22 protein-coding genes and 1 other RNA gene are annotated in these 25,103 nt (G+C 41.2%); 7 read left to right on the forward strand and 16 right to left on the reverse strand.

The window, feature by feature from the left end:
• Positions 1 to 7: 7 nt before the first annotated feature.
• Complete coding sequence (locus AQ505_RS18460; RefSeq protein WP_062549532.1) at positions 8 to 1,381, reverse strand: hypothetical protein; 1,374 nt, start codon at positions 1,379 to 1,381, stop codon at positions 8 to 10.
• A gap of 498 nt (positions 1,382 to 1,879) precedes the next feature.
• Here AQ505_RS18460 and AQ505_RS18465 point away from each other — a divergent pair, with 498 nt between their 5' ends.
• The 3 genes from AQ505_RS18465 to AQ505_RS18475 all read left to right on the forward strand — a co-directional run bounded on the left by AQ505_RS18465 (position 1,880) and on the right by AQ505_RS18475 (position 4,135).
• Positions 1,880 to 2,053, forward strand: a complete 174-nt coding sequence (locus AQ505_RS18465; RefSeq protein WP_197286224.1) for a hypothetical protein — start codon at positions 1,880 to 1,882, stop codon at positions 2,051 to 2,053.
• Between the two features lie 130 nt (positions 2,054 to 2,183).
• Positions 2,184 to 2,559, forward strand: an RNA gene (rnpB, locus tag AQ505_RS18470) — RNase P RNA component class A.
• Between the two features lie 172 nt (positions 2,560 to 2,731).
• Positions 2,732 to 4,135, forward strand: coding sequence for a sigma-54-dependent transcriptional regulator (locus AQ505_RS18475; RefSeq protein ID WP_062549534.1), 1,404 nt, complete (start codon positions 2,732 to 2,734; stop codon positions 4,133 to 4,135).
• A gap of 60 nt (positions 4,136 to 4,195) precedes the next feature.
• Here AQ505_RS18475 and AQ505_RS18480 read toward each other — a convergent pair whose 3' ends face one another.
• From AQ505_RS18480 to AQ505_RS18545, 14 genes are all read right to left on the reverse strand, one after another.
• Positions 4,196 to 5,989: a chloride channel protein gene (locus AQ505_RS18480; protein WP_062549535.1), complete on the reverse strand. Its 1,794-nt coding sequence runs from the start codon at positions 5,987 to 5,989 to the stop codon at positions 4,196 to 4,198.
• Between the two features lie 10 nt (positions 5,990 to 5,999).
• Positions 6,000 to 6,722, reverse strand: coding sequence for an RluA family pseudouridine synthase (locus AQ505_RS18485; protein ID WP_062549536.1), 723 nt, complete (start codon positions 6,720 to 6,722; stop codon positions 6,000 to 6,002).
• A 29-nt stretch (positions 6,723 to 6,751) separates the two neighbouring features.
• Positions 6,752 to 7,441 carry a response regulator transcription factor gene (locus AQ505_RS18490; protein ID WP_062549537.1) on the reverse strand — a complete coding sequence of 230 codons (690 nt, stop codon included), beginning with the start codon at positions 7,439 to 7,441 and terminating at the stop codon, positions 6,752 to 6,754.
• 105 nt (positions 7,442 to 7,546) lie between these two features.
• Positions 7,547 to 8,653 carry an AhpC/TSA family protein gene (locus AQ505_RS18495; protein WP_062549538.1) on the reverse strand — a complete coding sequence of 369 codons (1,107 nt, stop codon included), beginning with the start codon at positions 8,651 to 8,653 and terminating at the stop codon, positions 7,547 to 7,549.
• A gap of 98 nt (positions 8,654 to 8,751) precedes the next feature.
• The gene (gene gatB, locus AQ505_RS18500; protein WP_062549539.1) at positions 8,752 to 10,215 is read right to left on the reverse strand and encodes an Asp-tRNA(Asn)/Glu-tRNA(Gln) amidotransferase subunit GatB; all 1,464 of its coding nucleotides are present in this window, start codon (positions 10,213 to 10,215) and stop codon (positions 8,752 to 8,754) included.
• Between the two features lie 190 nt (positions 10,216 to 10,405).
• Positions 10,406 to 11,404: a helix-turn-helix transcriptional regulator gene (locus AQ505_RS18505; protein WP_062549540.1), complete on the reverse strand. Its 999-nt coding sequence runs from the start codon at positions 11,402 to 11,404 to the stop codon at positions 10,406 to 10,408.
• Between the two features lie 56 nt (positions 11,405 to 11,460).
• Positions 11,461 to 11,781 carry a DUF6686 family protein gene (locus AQ505_RS18510; RefSeq protein ID WP_231634930.1) on the reverse strand — a complete coding sequence of 107 codons (321 nt, stop codon included), beginning with the start codon at positions 11,779 to 11,781 and terminating at the stop codon, positions 11,461 to 11,463.
• Between the two features lie 13 nt (positions 11,782 to 11,794).
• Positions 11,795 to 13,354 carry a S41 family peptidase gene (locus AQ505_RS18515; protein WP_062549541.1) on the reverse strand — a complete coding sequence of 520 codons (1,560 nt, stop codon included), beginning with the start codon at positions 13,352 to 13,354 and terminating at the stop codon, positions 11,795 to 11,797.
• Positions 13,354 to 13,971, reverse strand: coding sequence for a hypothetical protein (locus tag AQ505_RS18520; RefSeq protein WP_157262475.1), 618 nt, complete (start codon positions 13,969 to 13,971; stop codon positions 13,354 to 13,356). The genes AQ505_RS18515 and AQ505_RS18520 overlap by 1 nt, the downstream gene beginning before the upstream one ends.
• Before the next feature lie 116 nt (positions 13,972 to 14,087).
• The gene (locus AQ505_RS18525) at positions 14,088 to 14,684 is read right to left on the reverse strand and encodes a hypothetical protein (protein ID WP_062549543.1); all 597 of its coding nucleotides are present in this window, start codon (positions 14,682 to 14,684) and stop codon (positions 14,088 to 14,090) included.
• 160 nt (positions 14,685 to 14,844) lie between these two features.
• Positions 14,845 to 15,804 carry a hypothetical protein gene (locus AQ505_RS18530; protein ID WP_062549544.1) on the reverse strand — a complete coding sequence of 320 codons (960 nt, stop codon included), beginning with the start codon at positions 15,802 to 15,804 and terminating at the stop codon, positions 14,845 to 14,847.
• Positions 15,805 to 15,847: 43 nt separating this feature from the next.
• On the reverse strand, positions 15,848 to 16,624 hold the full coding sequence (locus tag AQ505_RS18535; RefSeq protein ID WP_062549545.1) for an HmuY family protein: 777 nt from the start codon (positions 16,622 to 16,624) through the stop codon (positions 15,848 to 15,850).
• Positions 16,625 to 16,642: 18 nt separating this feature from the next.
• On the reverse strand, positions 16,643 to 17,302 hold the full coding sequence (locus AQ505_RS18540; RefSeq protein ID WP_062549546.1) for an HmuY family protein: 660 nt from the start codon (positions 17,300 to 17,302) through the stop codon (positions 16,643 to 16,645).
• Between the two features lie 43 nt (positions 17,303 to 17,345).
• Positions 17,346 to 19,709, reverse strand: coding sequence for a TonB-dependent receptor (locus tag AQ505_RS18545; RefSeq protein WP_062549547.1), 2,364 nt, complete (start codon positions 19,707 to 19,709; stop codon positions 17,346 to 17,348).
• A 353-nt stretch (positions 19,710 to 20,062) separates the two neighbouring features.
• On the opposite strand from AQ505_RS18545, the gene AQ505_RS18550 reads away from it, so the two are divergent.
• The 4 genes from AQ505_RS18550 to AQ505_RS18565 are packed head-to-tail and all read left to right on the forward strand — an operon-like array spanning position 20,063 to position 23,770.
• Positions 20,063 to 20,893 (forward strand): heme/hemin ABC transporter substrate-binding protein, encoded by an 831-nt coding sequence (locus AQ505_RS18550; protein ID WP_062549548.1) that lies wholly within the window; start codon positions 20,063 to 20,065, stop codon positions 20,891 to 20,893.
• Positions 20,887 to 21,933 (forward strand): FecCD family ABC transporter permease, encoded by a 1,047-nt coding sequence (locus tag AQ505_RS18555; protein ID WP_197286225.1) that lies wholly within the window; start codon positions 20,887 to 20,889, stop codon positions 21,931 to 21,933. Before AQ505_RS18550 ends, AQ505_RS18555 begins: the two co-directional genes overlap by 7 nt.
• Positions 21,934 to 22,731: a heme ABC transporter ATP-binding protein gene (locus AQ505_RS18560; RefSeq protein WP_062549549.1), complete on the forward strand. Its 798-nt coding sequence runs from the start codon at positions 21,934 to 21,936 to the stop codon at positions 22,729 to 22,731.
• A 13-nt stretch (positions 22,732 to 22,744) separates the two neighbouring features.
• The gene (locus AQ505_RS18565; protein ID WP_062549550.1) at positions 22,745 to 23,770 is read left to right on the forward strand and encodes a hemin-degrading factor; all 1,026 of its coding nucleotides are present in this window, start codon (positions 22,745 to 22,747) and stop codon (positions 23,768 to 23,770) included.
• Positions 23,771 to 24,019: 249 nt separating this feature from the next.
• Here the strand turns inward: AQ505_RS18565 and AQ505_RS18575 are convergent, their stop codons facing one another.
• On the reverse strand, positions 24,020 to 25,093 hold the full coding sequence (locus tag AQ505_RS18575; protein ID WP_062549552.1) for a serine hydrolase domain-containing protein: 1,074 nt from the start codon (positions 25,091 to 25,093) through the stop codon (positions 24,020 to 24,022).
• Positions 25,094 to 25,103 lie beyond the last annotated feature (10 nt).

Genomic DNA, 25,103 nt, shown 5'->3' on the forward strand with positions numbered 1-25,103 from the left:
CCTTTTTTTATTTTGAGTCAAACAAATTATCCGAATCCAATTCTTTAATCACTTTTCCAGCATTGTCTATGATCACTATTTTATTGACACGCCCTGGTGATCCATAATTGTAATAGTTGAAAACCAATCCATTTCGATAACCGTAGAAATTATGGTCATCAAAAGAATACTTTACGACAGGCGGCGTATAGGACCAAATCACTTTTCCTGTTTTGCTGTCGATTTTCTGAACAAAGGGATTACCCTGAGGATTGGCATTCGGCAGTCCTTTAATGTAAAGATTTGCACTATCCTGGTAGACAATATCAGCATCGAAAAACATTCTATCAGGTGTAAGGTCAATGAACCTGGTAAAACGTGGCTCAGCAAACAGTTTTTTTTCATAGGTATACGTACCTGTATACCTACCAGAGCCTGTGGGGTCCATGCGGACTTTCCGCCACTTCAGCTCGTAGTTATACGGATGCTGCACAGGAAAACCCGGATTATTTTTATACCAATATTTGATGAGCTGTACCTTTTCCTCAGGATATTCATTACTCTTTTCCGAGAAAACATAATGTACCGTTTCTACCGCGCCTGGATATAGACTTTCTAATCCTTCCCTTGCTGCTCTTAATTCCTGGTAGCCAGGATAGATTTTCCTCGCCAAGGGATAATAAGAGTATTCTTTGCCATCATTACTCATAATTTTAAAACCATCTCCTTGTTTCTCAGAAATAAATCCCAGCGTGGCTATACCTGAACTCAATTCGGGTAAATTCCCAAAAAACTTGGTGGTCATATCCTCCAGGGTGTTGCGGTCTTGGTTTACCCGGTACACCCGATTGCTTTTGTCCGGGCAGATATAAATATGCCCATCGCTAAACAGCTGAGAACGCAAATAATAACTTTCCTTCCAATCCGTCATTGGCTCATCATTTAATACCTTATTTTTGATTGGGTCGTAAAATCGCATCAGATACTGATCAGCCCCCCGCTCTCCATAAGTGCTCCTTATGATCTTAAACAACAGTATTGGATATGGCGAATCTTTAGTGCTATACGCAACAAAAGAGTCAAAACGCTCGTGGTATTCCTTGGCTTTGCTGCTTCCTGTACCCGATTTCGTTTTTCCACTAAAAAAAACACCAAGAAACATTTGTAAAAATGCCACTAAAATGATGGCTCCTAAGACACAGAAAATAATCTTTCTTGCTTTTGGATTTAAGGAGCTGGTTCCAGGATCATTGTAGCTGTGCCTAATATTCACATTAATATCATCATTATCCAGAAAATATTCAGTACCACAATTGTTGCAGACATAATGGTCTTCTTTAATCTCCTGCTTTTTAACGCTGCCACATTGTGGACATTTTAATGCTTTTATTTGTTTCGACATATCTAATCATCCATCAGGGCCTGTTCCATCATTCAATAAATCAGTATTTATCAGTCAATAGTGACCCTTTAATTTTTTAAATTTAAGAATATCTTTTCTTTTCCTTAGTGAACATCCCGCTTTAACATTAATGCGCCATTCAGCTCTTTTAATTGTAGACTAGATTTAACTCGTAATTAACCCCGATATACGCTATATTCTTTTCATAGATTTCCCGCAGTTACACTTGCTCCTGCTTTACTTTCGTGTTGTTCAAGCAATACCAATGCAAGACAAATACAAAACAAAAGCAAAACAAAAGCAAAACAAATGGGCCATTCAACCTGGTCAAATTACGACTTCTACTCCTTCATTTTCTTTAATTTTTAAAACCGATCAAATACACTATCCTATTTTTTGAAGAAATCATAACTCAGCTCATGAAGAAACATTGATTTCCGTATAAATTATTTTATTTCTCCTAAAAAACAACAGAATTGGATGATTACAGCAATCTTCATGTTAAAAATTATACCTAAGATTACTTTAGGTATCAATGAAACCACTAAAATCTCATTGAATCCTGCAGCAGCAGGCAAACAACAGCTAGAGCTTACCAAAGAGAAAATGGCTAAAACAGAAAGAACTAGTCCTGAACCATTTAACCACAGAAAGCCGCGGCACAACCCTTGAACAGGAAACAGCTTAAAAATAAATGAAGCATACGAATAATTATATCCTTAGCAATGAACTGATCTCAAAGGGATAAAAGACCTGCTTTATAGCAAACAACACTGTTTTTTTGTATCTTTGTCGCACAAAAAATGCAAGCTGTTCTATCGCTGCGATTTATCGGAGAGGAAAGTCCGGGCAACACAGAGCATCCCGCTTCCTAACGGGAAGAGGCTTAGGAATGAATACCTGAGTTATGGAAAGTGCCGCAGAAAATATACCGCCAATGGCTTTTTAAGCACAGGTAAGGTTGAAAACGTGAGGTAAGAGCTCACGAGTATTCCGGGCAACCGGATTGCTGGTAAACCCCGGGAGTTGAAAGACCAAATAGGCTAACGCATGTAGGGCTGCTCGTCCGATGTTAGTGGGTAGGTCGTTAGAGATAAATGGTGACATTTATACTGGATTAATGGTAGAAAGGCTGAGCAATCAGCTTACAGAACCCGGCTTATAGGCTTGCATTTTTTTATTTAATCCCTACGTGCTAAAAAGCAGGTAAATACGTTTTACCCCTGGTTACAAAAAGAGTTTTATTCAATTGAAATAATTGCAGGATCAAGCATCATCAGTGTTAAAAGCAATTATATTCAAATGAAAATAATATATTCGTATTCCTATTAAAATTGATGAGCAATACCTATGGCAAAATTATTAATAATTGATGATGAACGCGCAATAAGGAGCACACTTCGTGAAATCCTAGAGTATGAAAATTACGATGTAGAAGATATTGATAATGGTGTTGACGGTTTAGATTTGATCAAAAAAAAGAAATTTGATCTGGTATTGTGTGACATTAAAATGAATAAAATGGACGGTATGGAAGTGCTGGAACAAGCACAGGCCTATAGTCCGGACCTTCCTTTTATCATGATTTCTGGTCACGGAACCGTAGAAACAGCGATTGAAGCTAGTAAAAAAGGAGCCTTTGACTTTATCTCTAAACCACCAGATTTAAACAGGTTATTAATTACCGTAAGAAATGCGCTGGACAGAGGCACATTAGTCACCGAAACTAAGGTTCTGAAAAGAAAAGCCAGCAAGACAAGAGATATATTGGGTAGCTCTGAGAGTATTGGAAAAATCAAAGAAACTATTGAGCGTGTTGCCCCTACTGATGCCCGTGTATTGATTACCGGCGCAAATGGTAGCGGTAAAGAACTAGTTGCAAGGTGGTTACATGAAAAATCCAACCGTGCAGACAGCCCGTTAATTGAAGTTAACTGCGCAGCTATTCCTTCGGAACTGATCGAGAGTGAACTATTTGGACATGAAAAAGGATCCTTTACTTCGGCTGTAAAGCAGCGTATTGGTAAATTCGAACTGGCCAATGGCGGAACTTTATTTCTGGATGAGATTGGTGACATGAGTCTTTCTGCTCAGGCGAAAGTTTTACGTGCTTTACAAGAACATAAAATCAGCCGTGTTGGCGGAGAAAAAGAGCTTGAAGTGAACGTAAGAGTACTTGCAGCAACCAACAAAGATCTTTTAAAAGAAATCGAAGATGGTAATTTCCGTATGGATTTATACCACCGTCTGAACGTCATCAACATTCATGTCCCTCATTTAACAGAGCGTATTGAAGACATACCGGAGATCGCACTGCACTTCCTGGAGGAAATTTGTAAAGAATACGGCATGCCGGTTAAAAAGATCGGTGATGCGGCTATGGCAGCCTTACAGGCTTTACCATGGACTGGAAACGTACGTGAGCTGCACAATATGATCGAACGTTTAATTATCCTGAGTGATAAAGCGATTACTGAACAAGACGTAGCTGCGTTTGCGAACCCTGGCGGTGGCACCAACATCGGAGCTGCACATGCTGCTACTGGTCAGCAGGCGGTACGTAGTGTAGGTCAGAATTATGACAGTTTTAGCAATTTCCAGGATTATAAAGACCATGCGGAAAAGGAATTTATCAAGTTCAAGTTGGAGAAAAACAACTGGAATGTGTCTAAGACCGCTGACGATATTGATATTCAGCGCAGTCACCTTTACAGTAAGATTGAAAAATTCGGACTAAAAAGAACTGCAGAATAAATCGCATTTCAACGGCAAACCATAAGAAAGCCAGCTTCCTATAAAGGAGCTGGCTTTCTGTTATTCCATATAATCGGCCTGTCGGGCCAGTAATTTACGGTATTTATTAAAGATGGCCGTTTTGGATACAAAGCCAAGATAGCGGTCTTCTTCTGTCAATACCGGCAGGGCCCATACATTTTCCTTTTCCATCTTCTGCATCACAATTCTCATGGAATCGTTGATATGAACGGTATCAGGAGCCTCCTGAATTAAATCATTGGCCCTTACTTCCAGATGGTCCACCTGATTGATCCCTTTTTTCAGGAGTTCTTCCAGATAAATCAAACCTTTAAAGCTCTGGTCTTCCTGAGCAACAACCGGAAAAACACTGCGTTTAGATTGTAAAATCTCCGGTAAGCGGTCTAGGATTAAATCATCCTGATTTAAAATCAGGTAATCTTTCTCTACCAGGAACCTTAATTTCATCATGTTCAACACTGTAGAGTCTTTGTCTTCATAAGACAGCAGCTCTCCTTTTTCCGCAAGGGGTTTGGTATAGATCGAATATTTGTTTTTACTTCTGTTGATCAGGTAAGAAATTGCTGAAACAATCATCAGTGGTACCATTAATACATAACCACCAGTAATTTCAGCGATCAAAAATATCCCCGTTAGCGGCGCATGCATGATGGCACTTAAAGAACCTGCCATTCCCGCAACAATAAAATTGGCCACATTTAGCTCTGCAAGCCCCAGGGTATTCACGGTAAAAGCGAGCATAAAACCCATTAAACCACCCATAATTAAGCTGGGGGCAAAGATTCCACCGTTTCCTCCAGCACTTAAAGTGATGAGCGTTGCTGCAGATTTAGCAAAAAGTGTGGCTAAAGTAAAGATCAGCACCAGCCATGGCAGATGTCTATATTCAGAAAAAATGCTGTTGTTGATTACGGTAGAATAGTTTCCACCCAATAGATTTTTGATCGTGATGTAGCCCTCTCCATACAAAGTAGGGAATAGAAACACCAATAAACCTAACATTAATCCGCCTACCAGAACTTTCTTATAAGGATGCTTAATCTTATAAAAAGAACCCTTTATATAGGCACTGACTTTGGTAAAATAGATCGAAAAGAAACCGATAAATACGGCAAGAATCACATAATAAATCAAGGCCTCTATTTTCCAGCCTTCGGTGACTAAAAAGAACAGCTGTTCATTGTAAAATAGCCTGGCCACTACCGCTGCTGTGGCTGAAGCCAGCAGCAAAGGAATAAAGGCGGGAATGCTGAATTCTGGGAGCAGGATTTCTACCGCGAACACAATCCCTGCAATCGGGCTATTAAAGGCACCTGCAATACCCGCAGCGGCTCCACAAGCCAAAAGCATGGTCGTTTCCTTATAGGACAAGCCCAGAAAACGGCCTACTACAGATCCGATTCCAGCGCCACTGGTTACAATGGGTGCCTCTAGCCCCGTAGAACCACCAAAGCCTACCGTTAAGGCGGCTGTGATGATCTGGGAATAAATATTATGGGGTTCTACCTTACTGGATTTTCTGGAAATCGTGTATAGCAAAGGGGTCAATCCGGTTTCAAATTTCCCTTTTCTAATAAAACGCCGGACATACATGACCGACAACAAGATTCCGATAAATGGAAAAAAAAAGAAGAGGTAATACTTGTACTCCCAATGAAAGCCTGTTTGCAGGAAATCCTCAATGTGGTGTGTAATGGTTTTCAGCAAGGAAGCAGCAAGTCCGGCAAGGACCCCAACGATCAATGCCGCAATTACCAAAAAGTTCCTGTTTGAGATTTTAGTCTTCCGGTACTGGTTAATTCTGTCTACATAATTTACCATCCGTACATACATATCTTACCGTTTAAGCGTCAAATTTATCAAGTAGTTTTATCAGTGTTGCAAAATCCTTAGGATATGGTGCATCAATTACGATATCAGCGCCGTCTAATCCTTTAAATACCAAATGTCTGGCATGTAAAGCAAAACGTTTCATAATCGGAAGTTCTTCATCATCTTTTGCAATGCGGTAACCTTTTTTCATGGTCGATAAGAATACCGGCTTTCCACGATACATATCATCACCAGCAATTGCTGCGCGCTGTGTCGCCAGGTGAATCCTGATCTGGTGCATACGACCGGTAATCGGCTTACATTCTACCAGGGTATAATGACGGTAATGTTTTATGGAATTAAAAATGGTTTCTGCACGTTTACCCTCTTTTCTGTCGATGGTAACGCTCTTATTCCCGTCATTAAGGATGGGAAGGTCGATAAACAGCTCGTTAAAAGTAAACTGTCCGTCTACCACTGCGTGGTATACTTTGTTTACTCTACGCTTTTCAAATTGTATCGCAACGTTGCGATAGGCATCAGGAGTTTTCGCAATGATAATCGCGCCTGAAGTTTCTTTGTCTAAACGATGACATACCTGTGCATCAGCAGAATACTGCTTTGCCAAACGTAATATATTGACCTCGCCTGATCCGCCGCGCTCATCCAGCGAGGCTACAAAAGGAGGTTTATTTACGACGATATAATCATCGTTTTCGAATAGGATAAGATCTTTAAAAGAAGGATATTTCAATACAGTGGATTTAATACTGCACAAAAATACTAAGAAAGTTCGAATTTATAGCCTACACCCTTCACTGTTGCTACATAAGTCTCGCCTAATTTCTCACGAAGCTTGCGGATATGCACATCAATTGTACGGTTGGTGACCACTACAGAATCTTCCCAAATATTTTTAAGAATAGATTCTCTGGTGTATACTTTTCCTGGTTTAGAGGCTAATAAGTACAATAATTCGAATTCTTTTTTGGCTAATACTACCTTTTGTCCGCCTTGAAATACCAGGTAAGCTTCCCTGTCAATGACCAAATCTCCGATTTCTACTTTATTATCAGAAACCTCATCAGCACTTGAATTTCTTCTTAATATGGCATTAATTCTACTCACCAATGCACGAGGTTTAATCGGTTTGGCGATATAATCATCTGCACCTACATTAAAACCAGCAATTTCTGAGTACTCTTCACTCCTGGCGGTTAGGAACACCATGAACGTATTTTTAAACTCTGGAATGGCACGCATTAACCTGCAAGCCTCAATTCCATCCATTTTAGGCATCATGATGTCCAGGATGATCAAATCAGGATGAACCTTCTTGGCTACCGTAATTCCTTCCTGGCCATTACTAGCCAAAAAAACCTGATATCCTTCTTTTTTCAAGTTGTACTCGATCAATTCAAGGATATCAGGTTCATCATCAACAATCAGTATCTTTTGTTTTACGGTGCTCATAGCTTTAAATATTTGTTACGAAATTAGGTAATCAATTATAATATACCGTTAAACCCAAGTTAACAAATTGTTAAGTAACTCCAGTGTGTTAACACGGATTTAGGATTATTTTAAAGTTTTATTTAAGAAAGTATCCAGCTCTTCACCACGTAGGTTCTTTGCAATAATCTTTCCGTTAGGGTCTAATAGAAAGGAACTTGGGATCGCTTCGATCTCATATTGCCTCACTACAGGGCCATCAAAATCTTTCAATTCGCCAGCATGCGTCCATGTTAAATGATCTGCAGCAATTGCGTTTTTCCATGCGCTAGCGTCTTTATCTAATGAGATTCCAAGGATGGTAAAGTTCTTGTCTTTGAAAGTATTGTAAGCTTTTACCAGGTTTGGATTTTCCTGACGACAAGGCATACACCAGGATGCCCAGAAGTCGATCAGCACATATTTGCCTTTAAAATCTGACAATTTAACTGGTTTACCATCTAAACCTGCAATCGTAAATTCTGGTGCCTGAGAGCCTACAGATAAAGATTTCAGCTTAGACATTTTAGTTAAAAACTCTGTCACCGAAGGATTGTCGTTGAAACTACTTTTGATTTTATCTGAGTATTCTACCATTTCTTTTTCATATTCAGCAGGGTTTAGTAAGTTGATCGCATAGAAACCAGCTAAAGAACTGCTGTTGTCTTGTGCAAATTTCAATACGGCTTTGTTCAAGCCATCGATCTCTTTCGTGTACTCTGGTCTGAATTGCTCCATGATCGCCTCTCTTTTATCAGGTTGAGCAGCTACTGCTTCTTCAAACTTCGCTTGAATTGCACCAAGTTTGGCCATGTATTGGTTTTTGACCGTGTTCAATTCCTGTAGTTTATCGGCTTCCATTGCACCAGAAACTGTATAACCTAAGTTTTTATCCGTTAAATCGGCAGCGATTTTAATGTCATCACCATTCTTGGCGATGATCATATATTCATTATGTCCGGCAGAGATTCTAAAGAAATCTACGCCTGGTGTACTGTGTGAAAATTTAAACTCTCCTTTTTCAGAAAGCACTGTAGAATCCAAAGGAAGCACATTTTCTTTTTGTAGACCAAATAAGTAAACTTTACTTTGAGGCGTTGCGTTTTTAAATTCACCACTAATGGTAAACTTACTTGTGTCCTTACATGCAGTAAATGCAAAACAGATCAATAACAGATATCCGAGTTTTTTCATTTGTATATATTTGTCTTTTAACGGTTATGAAGCTATCAACAGCATTTTCATAAAGTTTGGTAAGCAGTATGCTGTTGATGGTTTCATGTGTATTCTTTTTACTTTAATTTATCTTGTAACAATTCGTTTATTTTCTGGGCATCTGCTTTTCCTTTGGCCAGTTTCATCACCTCGCCGACAAACAGACCGAGCACTCCTTTTTTTCCTTTTTTATAGGCTTGTACCTGTGCATCAAATTTCGCGAGTACCTCATCTACAAAGCCGGACAATTCATCGCTGTTCTCTACAATCAATAGATTTAAAGATGCAGCTATCGCCATCGCTTCCGCTTTAGGATCTTTTACCAGCTCTGGAAGTAATTGCTGTAACGCAATCTGCTGGGTAACCTTTTTATCGTCAACAAGGTTGATCAGTTCGGCCAGCTGTACAGGCTGCAGTTTAAAATCAGCAATGCTGATCTCCTGCTCACTCAGCAATGCTCTAATCGAGCCCGTAAGCCAGTTTACCAGACTTTTCTTATTTCCTACAATGGGTAAAGCGTCATTAAAATAGCTCAGCAAATCACGGTCTTCAGAAAGCATAGCCGCCTCAGAAGCATTAACGCCAAAGTCGGCAACTAATTGCTTGGAGATTTCTGCTGGTAATGCTGGCATATCGAACTTAATCTGCGCCAGCCATTCGGCAGAGACATGAATCGGTGCAAGGTCAGGATCAGGGAAATAGCGGTAATCATTGGCTTCTTCTTTGGTTCGCATCGGGGCAGTTGTTCCCTGGTCTGCGTCGAAGTTTAAGGTGCTCTGGATGATCTTCCCTCCCTCAGAAATTACTTCCTGCTGACGGTTGAATTCAAATTCCATCGCTCTTCGGACATTGCGGATAGAATTCAGGTTTTTCACTTCGCATCGTGTACCGAACTCACTGGTTCCGAATTTACGGATCGAGATGTTCGCATCGCAGCGTAAGCTACCTTCTTCCATATTCCCATCGCTCACATCCAGGTGGCGTACCAGTTTCCTGATTTCTAATAATAATGCCGAAGCCTCTTCCGCAGAACGGATATCCGGCTCGGTCACAATTTCTATTAATGGAACTCCGGCCCGGTTGAGGTCTACAAAAGAGAAGCGATCATCCTGATCGTGTAAGCTCTTCCCTGCATCTTCTTCCAGGTGGATTCTGTTGATTCCTATTCTTTTTTCCTCGCCATTTGGCAAAGTCACATTCAGGAAACCATTCTGACAGATCGGCTTATTGTCTTGCGTAATCTGGTATCCTTTCGGCAGATCTGCATAGAAATAATTTTTGCGGTCAAAATAATTGATTTCATTAATCGTGCAATTTAGTGCCAAACCCATTCTAACGGCTTTTGCCACCACCTCTTTATTGAGTTTTGGCAACGCACCGGGCAAGGCAAGAGATACCGCAGAAATATGTTCATTGGGTTTAGCCCCGAAAGAAGCACTGTCTGAGGAGAAAATTTTTGATTTTGTATTTAGCTGTACGTGGATTTCTAAACCAGATACCAATTCAAATTCTGATGGAGAAACTGCTGTATTCGTACTCATTTATAGGCAATGATTAAAACTTGATTTTCGATATATTTTATAGACAAATATAACGGAATTGAGCATTAACAGGGCAGTTTCCATCCATAATTATACAGTACATCAAACTTTGATCGTTTAAATGCCTAAAAACACGAGGTTTCGCTGAGGACTACCCGGCACATCACCTATAGTTGACAGTACTGCTGATTCAGGATTCCTGGCCAAAACTCACCTCGCTGGGCAAGATTCCAAAATACCGCTTAAAGGCATCTGTCAGGTGACTCTGGTGGTTAAAACCTACTGCTGCAGCCACCTGGCCTATGCTCATCCTTTCTTCCAGAATCAGTCTTTTCGCCTCTTCCATCCGCAAGCGCGTCACATAACCGTAAATAGTGATTCCGAAATACTCTTTAAAGCCACGCTTCAGTTTGAACTCATTTAAAGCGGTGATTTTCGACAATTCTATGATCGTAGGGGGATAGCGATAGCCTGCATCCAACACCTCACGTGCATGTTCTATTTTCTTCAGGTCATCAGGTTTGATCTGGTATTTTTCGACCTCCACACCAGATTGCATTTGTTCCAGCTGCAGCATCAGCAGTTCCAGAATCTTAGATTCTGTATGCATTCTTTTCAAATCTCCTGCCCGCTTACACTCGCAAATATCGTTGATAACCCTGCGCATTTCCGGAGTTACGGAAAGATCTTTGGCTACAAAAGAAGTGAATTTTCCTTTGAGAATTTCCTTTACGAAATCGGTATGCAGCAGGGAATGCTGATCAATCAAATGAAAATAATAGGCTTTAGAGAGTACCAGCAGAAAGTATTTATATTCTACACCAGGAACCATAGGGTATTTTCCTTTTAAAGAAGGAATATACCGGATATTGTGCCTGCTCCCCATCCTCCTGCTATTCTTTGAAGCACCTTTTTCGCTGGTCGGACTTGTTCCATAAAAGATAAACTGAGAAGTAATTGTCTCCCCCTCCACTTCCGAAAGCACTTTAACATTTTCATTGAACTGCATGGTGGAATGAACCAGAAATAAGCCACCAGAACTCAGCTGATAGTTGATCAGTTTATTTACAGCAGGCATTTTTATATTGATATTCTTTTCTGAAAGCGGCGTATTGGCCACATACATTTCAGGAATCTCTTCGATGAACAACCAGTCTTCCGCTCCTTCTATCTTTGATTTAATTTTCATTAGTTTTCTTTTTGGGGATTACATCTTGAAGATATATTCCCTGGATTTCGCTTATTTTATTTACTCATCAGCTGATACACCTCATTCATATAAATCGATTCGTCAATGGCGAGTTTAAAACTTTCAAATTCCTCATAACAAAAGGCAAAGCAAATGTCGTCATTAGGGGTATGCAGGATGATCCGCTCTTCCTGATCTGGGAATGGCAAGCTATTTTTATGAAAAGGCAGACTAAAAACCACCCCTCTAAATGCTTCAAAGGCATCAATACTGAAATTTAGCAACAAATTATTATGCCACAGATAATACATTTTACATCCCATACAGCTGCTGATTACTGTATCTCCTTTGGCACTTAACACTCTCGTTTTGCACATCTTCTTCTATATTTTATTTCAACTTTAATTTTCTTTTGATCATTCCATTAAACCTAGCCCTGGATTCCATAAAAGTGGTGGATGGAAAGGGAATACTTTGCTGAGTGGCGGCTGACAACGCCAGTTTCGCCAGAGCGCCTCCTGAAGATCTGCCATTAACCAGCGAAAGCGCTGCAGCAACACAAGCCTCTTTCGGATCTGCAAAATCTTTCGATAAATCATCTTGTTCCAGTTGATCAGGGATAAAACCATTGAAATAATCGCCAGTTCCTACTGCATTTTCTATTTTAAAATTGGGCAGATACATCGTATACTGATCGATATTGATCCCAAAAAAACCGACTGGTTTCCCGTAAGTATGACTGCCGATTAATTTCACATTGAGGTATGGTTTCAGACAATTGATGAGCATTTCACTGGCAGAGGCGGTTTGTCCACTGACAATGAAATACACATTTCTGATACTTTCTATACTCCCTTTTTTGGCATAAGCGTAAGTATTTCCGCTGAGACTATAATCGACATTGAACAATGTTGCCCTTTTTCCATTCAGCTCAACCGGGTTTCCCTGTTCATCAAAATATGGCTGGTTTTTCAGATAAGTTGCTTTCCCCTGCTGAAGCATCTCATTGTAACGCTCCACATACATTGTTTTTCCGTTTAAGCCAGAATTGGCGATAAGATTGGCCACATAAGCCGCAGTTTCTACGTATCCACCTTTGTTGTACCTGAGGTCGACAATCATTGTAGATGGCATCGCTGCTGCTAAAACCTCAAAAGCCTGATCTAATAGATATTTTGAACTGGATAGGGTATTAAAATCAGACAGGGCGATGTAGCCAACATGTTCATTTCCGGCAGATAAAGCCGCGGTTTTCAGCACCGGACTGCTTTGATAATTGCTGGTCGATAAAGTAACATTTGCCAGGCTGCCATCTGTTTTTTCCAACTGCAAGTTTATGCTGTTTAACCCAATTGCATTTTGAGCAATAGATAAAGTTGCAGGTTGTCCATTAATAGCTAAAATCCGGCAGGCACGAGTTAAACCCGCATTTGCTGCAGGGGAGCCTGGATTTATATAACTAATCCTCAGCTCAGTACCAAAAGCCGCAATATTTAAACCCAGATCGGCCCCTTTTCCGTTCAAAGAAACTGCAGCCAGCTGATTTAAACTACCCGCAGCAAGGCTTACTGAACGAGATCCTGAGGCCTGTATAAAAGAATACTTAGCTTGGCCTGGCGTAAAAGACCTTTCATAGGCAAGCCCATTTTCAGGATTAATTTTCAATTGGCTCAGGCCAAAAACCAACGCATTAAATGCCTTTAAGTCAGTAGTCCCTTGATACTGCCGCGGATTAAAATCCCCGTAAGCAGGTAAAGCATCATTCCATAAATACGTTTGCGTCGCATAGAGGTAAATAGAATCCAGCGTAAATTCTGTCCGGCTTCCTGTTAACGGCGAAACCGGTAAGTCGCTTGGAGTTACCGAATTTTTCTTACAGCTATAAAACACAGACAGCACTAATAAAAGTGCCAGCCTGAGGGGAATATGAAAGGGATAACTGATGCTCATTAGCGCGCGATTTTAAATGGCCCTTTAATTAGTGTCCGGGAACCTGTAATCATTTTAATATGATAACTGCCCGTATCTATGACACTTACAGCCGGCACCGCAGCATTCAATCTGGCGGTAGTCAGCAGCGCTATCGGATTAATTCTAGTTTCTTTTTTCGATTTGTCGATCAGGTAAACTTTTGTCTTTGAGGTATCTGCCACAAAGTAGCTGCCACTTAAAAGAAAAAGTCCCCCTCTCGTCATCGTCCTTGCCAACTCAAAATCAAATATTGGCTGATTGTTCAACCGTTTCAAATGATAAACTTTAGTATTGCCATCCTGAGCAGTCACCCTATAACTCGTTTTATCAGAATAAGCAACTTTCTTTCCAGAAGCAGGAAGAATGCTGGCACGTTCAGAAACTGTGATTTGAGGGGTAATCGAATCCGGAATATTAATAAATGGAGGCCAGTATAAAATGATGCTATCGCCTTTAATTACGGCATCAATATTACTTTTTTCATCTATGCTGACTTGAAATTGTTCAATGTTATGGTAAGGAAAATCGGTATACTCCTTTTTACAGGCAGAAAAAATAGTTAAAAATAAGGCCAGTACGAATATCGTACAAGACATTATTGTGGTTTTTGTAAACTTATAATCAGGCATTTTCAGTTTAATTTGATAAAATTGATGAGTTGAAAATATAGCGCGTGCCGGAATGCTCCGACAAGCGCTACAGGCAGATGATATTAAAGGATTTCTCCGTATTGAATCACGAATTTACCACGGTTAAGTGTGGCAGTACCCTCTCCAACAATTGCTGTGAATCTTAAAGCATAATCAGGTCTGGTATCGTTTGAGCGTGCGATAATGTAAAAATTAGGCGCTAAAGTATTGCCATTTGGCGCAACATAGCCATACCATCCATTAGCAGCAGTAAGCGCGGTAGTGCTTCTGCCGATAGAGGTCGCAGCAGTTCCAATGGTAAAAGCGTCAATTGTTGCAAATGAAACATTTTGTACATATTCCAAAGTGTAACCATTTACACCCTCTACGAAAGAGTTGTTCGTACCGGTCAACACTACATCGAACCTGCTATTATTTGTAGATGCTGTATCCAGGCTTGCCGACTGGCTAAGGTTCAGGTAAATAGAACCGAAGTTACCGCCTCTTGGATTTGCCCAGTGGCCATAAAGGGTATCTGAAGTTACAGGAGTTACTGCAGCGATGCCACTAGTAGATTTTAAAGACCCTGTAGGTTCGGTTCCTTCACTTTGTTTTTTACAAGAAGTTACAGCTAAAGCAATGGCAGTTACAGCAAATACGGTTTTTATAATAGTTTTCATGTTGATTTTTTTAATGATGATTTAAATTTGTTAAGGATTAATTTGAAGCGTTAATTGGTGAGATAGAAGCGTTAGTGGTCATTTAATTCATTAGCATCAGTTTTTAAGTTTAACATTAGGGATTTATAAAACCTCCTCTGTACACAAGTCGGTCGTATGTCTATTTAGCGGCTACCGTGAGCGATCCTAGTTTGCTCACTGATTTCCAATTTTCAAATTCAAAGGTGAATAAAGCGGTATAATCATAAGTACCTACCGGGAAATTATCCGGCACTTTCAGCGTCATTTCCGTTGCCGTAAAGCCGACGACAGGCAAGTCGTAAGCTGCTGCGTCATTCAGTTTTACCCTGGCAGATTTCAGTCCCAGGAAAATACTGTTGAAAGCCGGGAAGGAAATCGTCGCCCCCTGTTTCACACTCTTGGAAGGCATGAGTAAATCCGGCTGGCGATGGATGATATGCAGGGGCTCTTTCATTGTCATTTCCTGATCATAGTATTTCACTTTTACCTGATAAACACCTGTATCAATAGCTGGATTAAAACTCAAACTTGCGCTCTGTGTTGGAGAAGCCAGTACCCAGGTCACCAGTGCATCATTGATAACCGTTAGCTTTCCTGTCTTTTTATGCAGCAGGTCTATTCGTAAAAGCCCTTGCCCAAAGGCGTTGAAATTCCCTATAAAATTTCCATCAGAATTTGGATAGGCGATCATTTCTCCGTTAACCAGGTTAAACGCTGGCCAGGAAACATCCAGTTTCACCGGGTTCATCACTTTGATTTTTAGGGTATAGGTATTGGTACTTCCGTCTTTACCTTTCACCGTGTACTTTTTTTTCTGATCATAAACATCTACAGGCACCGGAACTTCTGTTAATGTTGCCCCTTCTGAGACTTTAATCTCCGGATCGATCAGCGAAAGGCCATAAACCACTGGCAAGTAAACTGTAATGGTATTATTCAGCTGATTAATGGAGCCATACATCACTGTATCCTTCAAATTGCTGACCTTATATTCTAATATTTTATTTTGTGGAACAGGATCTAAACCAATCGACTTTTTACAGGCAGTAAGACCAATAAATGCAGCGATCAGTAGAAAGTAAGCGTAATGTTGTTTCATATCAATTGAGTGTCGTATTAAATTTTTAATAAGGGTTATTGTATTATTTAACTTCGAATTTGGTGCTGCCTTTCGGAACCAATACGTACTCAAAACTGAAGTACATGTGTGGTGTATTTCTAAACCACAGCTCCGGACTATAGGTGTCTTTATAGCAGCTGATCATTTTGATCTTGGCATAATTCCCTCTGGAGGTACGGACAATCAGCGTTCTTGCCGGCGCTGTATTTCCATTTACCATTTTAATTGGATTACCCAGCGCATAAGCAACGTGCGATTTTTCAAAGCTTTTATCCCCAATGATTCCACCTCCGAAATCATAGATATACCAGCCTATTCCTTCGCCAAAATCACCCAGATTATCTGTTCCGATCGCCCCGGCGCCCGTTTTAAACTCAGAATCTGCAGGAATATCAACCACCTCATTAAAAGGCTTTACAACGATCATTACCCCACCCTTCCCTGGACCTCCGGAGCCGAAATTGGTTGTATTATCTCCGTTATTTCCGGACACAAAACTGTTGTACAAACCACTTAATCCCATGTCCCAGCGATGGGTTTTGGCCATATTCAAAGGCACTTCCTGTTTATCCTCCAGGCTAAAATAAACCGCCTTTTTAGGCACTGTGGGGTTATTATCGTCGGTTTCCGCAGCCAGATTATCTACCCGCTGAATTTTATAAAAGGCTACTGTACCTGGCTCTATAACCGGTTCTGTAGTCCCTGGATCATCATCTTTCGAACAAGCACTGACCATCGTGACCATCAAGCCTATCATCAGCAGGCAGCTATGTTTTTTGAAGTAGTTAAGCATATTCATTTATGTAGCTTTAAAAGGTTAATCTTTGGTGGATAGGTTTCTGCTGCCATCGCTCTGCAGGAAATAGCGGAAAGTAAAATAAGGTGCCGGCCAGCTCAGATCACTCACCACTTTCGGCGCTCCTTTGTACATACTGATCAGTTCCAGCTTTGCAAATTTTCCATCTGCAGTTCGAATCACAAACGTTCTGTTTTTTACGGGAACCGCGATATGCGTGTTCATCTCATAGAAAAACCAGCCGTTGCCATTGCCAACATCGATACCGGTGCTGCTGATTCCATTTGCACTAAACTCCGCATCTGAGGGGGCAGTTTTCAATTGATCATAGGCCTGATTAACAACTATCATCGCTCCTTTACCTGGGCCACCAAAACCCAGACTATTGGCATCAGCACCATTATTGATAGACACATAAGAATTGTATTCTCTGGCAAATGCCAGGTCCCAGGCAACAGTTAATTTTTCAGTGGCAGGTACTTTCGCTCCAGTTTTAATGCTGAAATAAAAAGGCTCGAAAGGCTTCCCGCTGCCTACGGTATTGCCTACATCACCAGGGAGGTCCTTAATTACGGCGCTTTTTCCGTCTTCCAGTTCAGGCTTATTTTCCTTCTTCGTGCAGGAAGCCAGTGTCAGGATGCTGAGCAATACCAGGAATGCCGATTTTAAACTTTTGTTCATGTGGTTATTGTTGATGCGTTTATATATTTTTTCGTTGTTGATGTTAACCTTTAAAAAACCTCCAGCTAATTCCGGCAATAATTGCCCTTCCCTGCTGTGAGGGCATCAGCTGATCCCGGTAATCCATCAGGTTATCGACAGTCAGCTGCAGTTGTAAATGTTTGCGATAAAAACTTTTTTGCAGGGCCGCGTTGAATAAGAAATAACTGGGCACATACGTATCATAAGGATCGATAAACAGGTTGGCACTATTGGCTTCTGTGAAGCCATATTTACTGCGGTAATTGATACGAAAAGAACCCGTAATTCCAGAGGGCACATGCTCATAGCTTGCCCTGATATTGGCCATGTGTCTGGACCTGTTGGCCATCCCAAAATAATCTGATCTTTTAGAGCGTCTCGGTGGATTTACGCCATCATAAACCTGGGCATACAAACCGGTACCATTTTTTATAGCTTCAACAATACCTAGATCGACTGCATATAACAACTGGTAACCGGCGGAGAGACTAAGTTCTTTTGTCGCTTTCCAGCTCATTCCAATTTCCGTTCCGGCGGTATAAGCTTTGGCTACATTGATATAAGAAAATACCTGCTGCTGGTTTGTTTTTATCGCTACCGGCTCGGCACTAATGAAATTCCTCATATCGTTATAGAAAACATTAACATCGAGTTTGATTGAGGAAATCGGTTGATAAGCGAATCCTCCGCTATAAGAAACCGACCTTTCCGGCCTCAGCGTACCGATTTGATTGGCAATAGGGAAAATGCTCATGATCTGTCCGGCTTCCTTTAGCAGTTGGATTTCCCGCCAAAACTCTTCTGCGCCAAACACGGTATAACCGGTTTGCACATTGGTAAACACCATGTACAGTTGCTGGAAACTCGGGGTTTTGAAACCTGTACCTATCGATGCCCTTAGTGTCAGTTTATCAAATGGCTGGTAGCGCAAACCTACACTTGGGTTTAATTTAGAGCCATATTTATCATGGTAATCAAAACGCGCACCAGCAGTCATGTTGAGGCTGGAGGATAAGCTCCAGTCTGCCTGCCCATAAGCAAAGTAATTGCTCATGTTCTTTTTGCCACGGTAATAGGAATTGTCTAAAATTTCAAAGGCTGCACCCAGACCACCGGTTATATTTAGCGTTTCAAAAAACTGATGACTGCCTTGCGTTTCCAACCGGTGCAGAAATTGTTTAAACCGACTTCCCGGAATGAGGGTATTGGTATTTAAATCGGTCACATCCTGCGCAGTTTGATACCTCGTCAGGTAATATTGCGTTCTCCATTTAGTCCCATTTCTGAAGTTATTGTTCAAGGAAAGCGAAGCATTCAAATCATGCTCATCTAAAATATCTTTGCTGGGAGAAACCCCATAAGAAATATCATTCACTGAATGTCTATTGGCATACCGGCCGTTAAAACTCAGGCTGCTGATCTCATTTAAAAGGTAACGCCCACGGCTCTGGAAGGAATAGCTATCAAAAGGAGGTGCCGTTTTGCCCTCTTCCAGGTAAGGATTTGAGTTAAAACCGTCCGTGCGGTAATAATTCCCCGATACGTAAACTGATCCTTTTTTGCCGGCAAAAGGTGTTTCTCCTTCCAGCGTAGCATCCAGCATGTTAAAACTGCCATAGCGGATTGCGGCCAACCCCTGTGGCTGTGTAATATTTTTACGCGTCACGATGTTAACCACCCCTGCCAGGGCTTCACTGCCAAACAAACAGGAAGAAGCACCTTTAATGATTTCGATTCTCTCGATATCCGATACCGTTACTCTGGAAAGATCGAAATTACCACTGTTTCGACCCACCATCGGCTGCCCATCAATCATGATCATCGTGTACCCACTGTCGAAACCCTGCATCTGCAGGCCTACCGCCCTATTTCCAGCACCAATATCACTCACGATCGCCAATCCCGTTTGTTCTTTTAAAACTTCGTCCAGTCTGCGACTTCCCATTTGCTCAATTTCTTTTCTGGTGATCACCGTGCTGGGCATGGTAGTACGGGTCATGTCAATAAAATTATCTGGATTGCCATGTACACCATTCACGCTGACTTCCTTTAGAGATTCGTTTTTGCGAAACAGCCTGATCGTAATCGTGTTCTTTTGGCCTGATAAAACTTCTACTTCCTGCGTGTAAGTTTGAAAACCTATTGCCGAAATACGAAGTGAATAAGTGCCTGGATACAACTGATCCATCTGGAAATTTCCTTTAGCGTCTGTTAAAGCACGTTTCCTATCGGGCTCTAAGGCTACAGTTATTCCGGAAAGCGCCTTATTAGCGTCGTCATAGACGATCCCTGTCAGCCTTCCTTTAATGTCCTTTGCAAAACCAGCATTGGTCAGGAAGATCAGTAACAGTAATAAGTAATTTTTTCCAGCACTAAGAGAGATCATTTATGTTCAGTATTATTTTTAATCAGTCTAAATAAAGTAGGCAAATATGCTTACATTTACCAATATGTTAGCAACGCAAAAGGGATTATTTTTAACCTTTTCGGGATAATATTTACGGAATCGGGATAAATTATAGACAGAATTAACCGGAATAACCTCAAAATGAGAGGTGATGAAAAAGACACAACATACTAAAAATCAATAATTTGGATTACAAACCCACTTTACAACAAGCGCCATCAGGCCTATAAAACTGTAATGAACCCAATACCGACAATCGTAAATTATTTATTTGGAATCAGTATAATTAAGTATTCCTTTGCACCGTAATCAAGCCCATACCCTTTTTAAAAATGACCAAAACACTTCATTCTACACTATTGCTGCTCCTATGTTATGTCTGTTCTTTTGCGACGGCTCCTCAGCGAATCCTCACTTTAAGCGGCGCCATCACAGAAACTGTAGATGCTTTAGGTTTAGGAAATCAAATTGTAGCCGTAGATGTAACGAGCATCTACCCTGCTTATGCAGCCAAATTACCTAGAGTAAGTCAAAACAGGGTTTTATCTGCGGAAGGGATCATTTCCTTTTCCCCAGACCTGGTGATTGCGCCAGAAGGAGACATTTCGAAAGCAATTGCGTATCAGTTAAAATCAGCAGATATTCAGGTGCTCAGCATCAAGCAGGAATTTTCGCCAAACGGCAGCATAAAATTCATCAGAGCAGTTGCAGCAGCAGTCGGACAAAGCCCAAAAGGCGAAGTTTTAGTCAAACAGCTTTCTTCAAATTTACAGCAGACCCTGGCCGACATCAGTAAAAACCCGAAGCATCCAAAAGTACTTTTTGTGTATGCACGTGGTACTGGCGTAATGATGGTAGCCGGTAAAAACACCAATATGGATGCGATGATCAGCCTTGCTGGTGGAAAAAATGCGGCACAGGGCTTTTCTAATTACAAGCCTTATACTACAGAAGCGCTGGTGAACGCGAATCCAGACCTGATTTTGATGTTTGATTTCGGATATAAAAGCCTTGGAGGAATCAACAGTATTTTAAAAATGCCTGGTGTATCGCTCACCAATGCTGGAAAAAACAAAAGAATAGTGCAGATGGACGGGGAATTGTTAACAGGTTTTACGGTAAGATTGCCACAGGCCATCAAAGAATTAAACAGTAAATGGTAATCAGAAAAGCAAGCTTATATATTGCGCTAACTCTTGCCTTGCTGCTTGCCGCCGCCTTTTCATTGGGATTAGGAGCCGTTAAGATCCCGGTAACTGATGTAATGGTTATTCTGGTTAAAAAACTAGGATTTTTCAGCGAATACACAATTTCCATACAGCATGAGGGCGTCATGAATATTGTACGCCTGCCAAGGGTATTGCTGGGAATCCTGGTCGGCGCTGCATTGGGCATCTCCGGTGCCGCTGTACAAGGTATTTTCCGTAATCCACTTGCAGAACCCGGATTGATTGGAATTTCGGCCGGCGCTTCCTTAATGGCAGTGATCGTGATCGTCTTAGAAATGGCGCTATTTGCCGGATTGAGCAATTTACTCGGTTATTATTTACTGGCATTTGGTGCTTTCGTAGGCGCAGGAATTGCGGCAATGGTGGTGTATCAAATTTCCCGTACAGATGGGAAATCAAATGTGGCCACGATGCTGCTGGCAGGCATTGCCATCAATGCTTTAGCCGGTGCATTAACAGGGCTGATTACTTATATGGCAGACGATCAGCAATTGCGAAACATCACCTTTTGGATGCTGGGAAGCCTGGCTGGAGCCACCTGGGAGACTGTAATTGCCATTCTTCCTTTTGTGCTGCTGCCGGTTTTCATCCTTCCTTATATGGGAAAAGCGCTCAATGCTTTTGCTTTAGGAGAGACGCAGGCCAACCAAATTGGATTGCGGGTAAACCGGATTAAGCGTAATGTGGTGATTCTTTCTACCCTCGCCGTTGGCGCCTCAGTAGCCGTATCTGGGATCATTGGATTTGTCGGCTTGCTGGTACCGCATACGATCAGACTCCTGATTGGTGTCGACAATAAATATGTGCTGCCTGCATCTGCATTGATGGGTGCTTTAATGCTGACCTTAGCTGATATGCTTTGCAGGACGATCATTGCCCCCATTGAGTTACCAATCGGTGTCATCACCGCCTTATTAGGTACGCCGCTCTTCCTTTATATATTAATTAAAGATAAAAAGAAACTGATTTTATAAATGTTAATCGCAGACCACATCAGTTACGAAGCAGGAAAAAGAACGCTGGTTAAAGAAATTTCTTTTAGCCTGCGCCCGGGCGAGATGCTCGTGATCCTGGGTGCCAATGGTGCCGGAAAATCGACGCTGCTACGACTGTTGAGTGGAGAAAGAAAACCTTCCAATGGAAGTATCCATTTACATGGAAAATCGATCTCCAGCTACTCATCACCAGAACTCGCCTTAAAAAGAGCCGTACTAAATCAACAAAATATCATAAATATGGCCTTTATGGCACAAGAAATTGTCATGATGGGACGTTATCCTCATTACCAGAACCACCCAAGTCCAAAAGATAAGGAAATCTGTGATGAAGTGATGAAATTAACCGGTATCAGTCAGCTTGCAGAACGTTCTTACCTCAGTCTTTCCGGGGGAGAACAACAAAGAGTACAATTATCCAGAATTCTGGTGCAGATATGGAATGTTCCCAATGCTTTGCTCCTATTGGATGAGCCGGTATCTGGATTAGACCTGCAATACCAGCAGCAAACGCTAGCCATTGCCCAAGCATTAGCCCGTAAAGGTTTTATGGTAATCGGGATTCTCCATGACCTTAACCTGGCGGCACAGTATGCAGACCGGATTCTAATGCTTAAAAACGGCAGAAAATGGTATGATGGCACCGCCTCCGAAGTCTTGAACACTAAGAATATCTATGAGGTATTTGAAATCGATGCCGATGTCTTTACCAATCCAAAAACACTAAAACCCTTTTTTATCCCTAAAAATACAAACGTACAAATCAATTCATTTTAACCCAACACCCTTTATGATCACCGCAACCAAGCCCCTTAAAGAAAAATACGAAGCCTACAAAATAGCCAACCCTAAGAAACGTATCAGAGAAGCCGCACAGGAGTTAGCCGTATCCGAAGCAGAATTATTAATGACCGGTCTGGGTACTACGGTTACTTTTTTACAACCTGATTTCGAGAAAATCCTGGAATCTGTGACTTCTTTAGGCTACGTAATGGCCTTAACCCGCAATGAATATTGCGTAAACGAAAGAAAAGGCGTTTATGAAGACATTTCCTTCACACCGCATGCGGGCCTGGTTTTAGGTGCCGATATCGATCTTCGCTTGTTCCTGCGCGTCTGGAAATACGCTTTCGCAGTAGCTGAAAATGACCGTCAGAGTTTACAGTTTTTTGATGCCAATGGTAACGCCATACACAAGATTTACCTGACTGACCGCAGCAATATGGACGCTTATGAAGCTTTAGTCGCGCAATTCCTGAACGCTGAACAAGAAGCTGTCCTGATTGAACCTGCGCCAGTAGCTGCACCAATCACAGAAATTCCAGATTCAGAAATCGATGTCGCTGGTTTCCAGGAAGCCTGGAACAAAATGGGCGACAGCCATGAGTTTTTCATGTTGCTGAGAAAATTCAAGGTAACCAGAACTCAGGCCTTACGTCTTGCACCAGCAGGAAGAGCAAAAGAAACTACTGTTGAAGGGTTTAGAAAAGCAATGACTGCCTGCTCAGAAAAACAGGTTCCAGTAATGGTTTTCACCGCAAATGCAGGTTGTATCCAGATTCACAGTGGAAATATTACAAAATTGGTAGACATGGGTCCCTGGTTTAATGTTTTAGATCCAGAATTTAATTTGCACCTTCGTGAAGATGAAGTTCACAGCGTATGGCAGGTGGTTAAACCTTCTACCGATGGCGATGTCAACTCCATCGAATTGTTTGACAAAAACGGAGAAATGATTGTTCAATTTTTTGGTAAACGTAAGCCTGGAATTCCTGAATTAGAGAGCTGGCGTGAAGTCCTGAAAGAATCGCTTTAAATATGACAAATACACCCACATCAGAAAAAAAAGCCACCATTATTAAATGGATAAAGAAATTTGGTTTCTGGGGATTTCTATTCTTCCTCATCAAAGGCCTGCTCTGGCTGGCACTTGGTTACTGGGTTATCAAATAAGCTAATTTTAATAAGAAGGGGTATTTCGTTGAGGTCTGAACCTGAACAAAATACCCCTTTATTATTTTGAAAACCGTTGATTTAAGTCAATATCTTGTCTTGATCTTCTTTCCTATTTCGAACTCAGCTTTTCAATCTGATGGATCACTTCATTAATTCCTCTTAATTTTCCAGCAGGAATTAACATCCCATTAGCCAAAAAGATAACGGTAACCTTACTCGCAGGAAACTTTCTATATGCCGTAGCCACTCCTCCTGAAAAGCCATAAGATATTTTTCCATCTGTTTTGATCAAGTCCAGGCCATAGGTAAAATCTCTTTCCTGTTGATAACGGTAAGGTTTCAGCAACTGCTGCTTTGTACTTTCTTTAATCAACAAACCATCATCAAACTGTTTATTCCAATTGATAAAATCGTTTAGACTGAGGTTTAAAGCAGCGGTACCATACATATATTCCGGAAAAAACCAGTTGCGTTTCAGCATCGTCTGCTCATTTTCATACACATAACCATAGCTTAGATTTTTGACTACCCTTAAGTTATTTCCTTCAAAAACAGCAGTGTTTTTGAAACTGGAAAACTGATTTTCGATGATGTATTGGGCTAAAGTCTTACCAGTCATTTTTTGAATGATACGGTTTAAAAGCCAGAAGTTCGTCTGGTTGTAATCGAACTGATGTCCCGGTTGAAACTTGATCGCATCTTTGTAGACTTTTGCTTTTGCAACAGCTTCCTCTCTTTCCGTTTCATAATCTACAATATCAGGTAAACCAGAAGAGTGTGTGAGCAGGTTTTCTATTTTTACCGCTTTCCAGGTATCCGGAAGATCGGTGATAAATTCTGCTATTTTGCTGTCTAATGAAAATTTCTTTCGCTGGATCAACTGAAAAGCCGCTACCACAGAAAACACTTTCGTGGTAGAAAACAAAGGAAAGATCACCTGGTCATTTAATGGAATTTGATACTCCATGTTCGAGAGCCCGTAGCTATTTTTATGAATTACTTTTCCATCTTTTATCACGGCTAAAGCGAGGCCAGGAATATGGTACTGCTGCTGAATTTCTCCGATATATTCATCAAGATCTTTATTCAGCTTCGTGTTTGAAGCTGCGATCTGGGCACTGGATGCTCCAGTGCTGGCGATCACAAGAAACAATGCAATCATCAAGCGCAATGGGTTTTTCATGAATGAGGCG

The organism is Pedobacter sp. PACM 27299, from assembly GCF_001412655.1.
GTDB lineage: Bacteria > Bacteroidota > Bacteroidia > Sphingobacteriales > Sphingobacteriaceae > Pedobacter.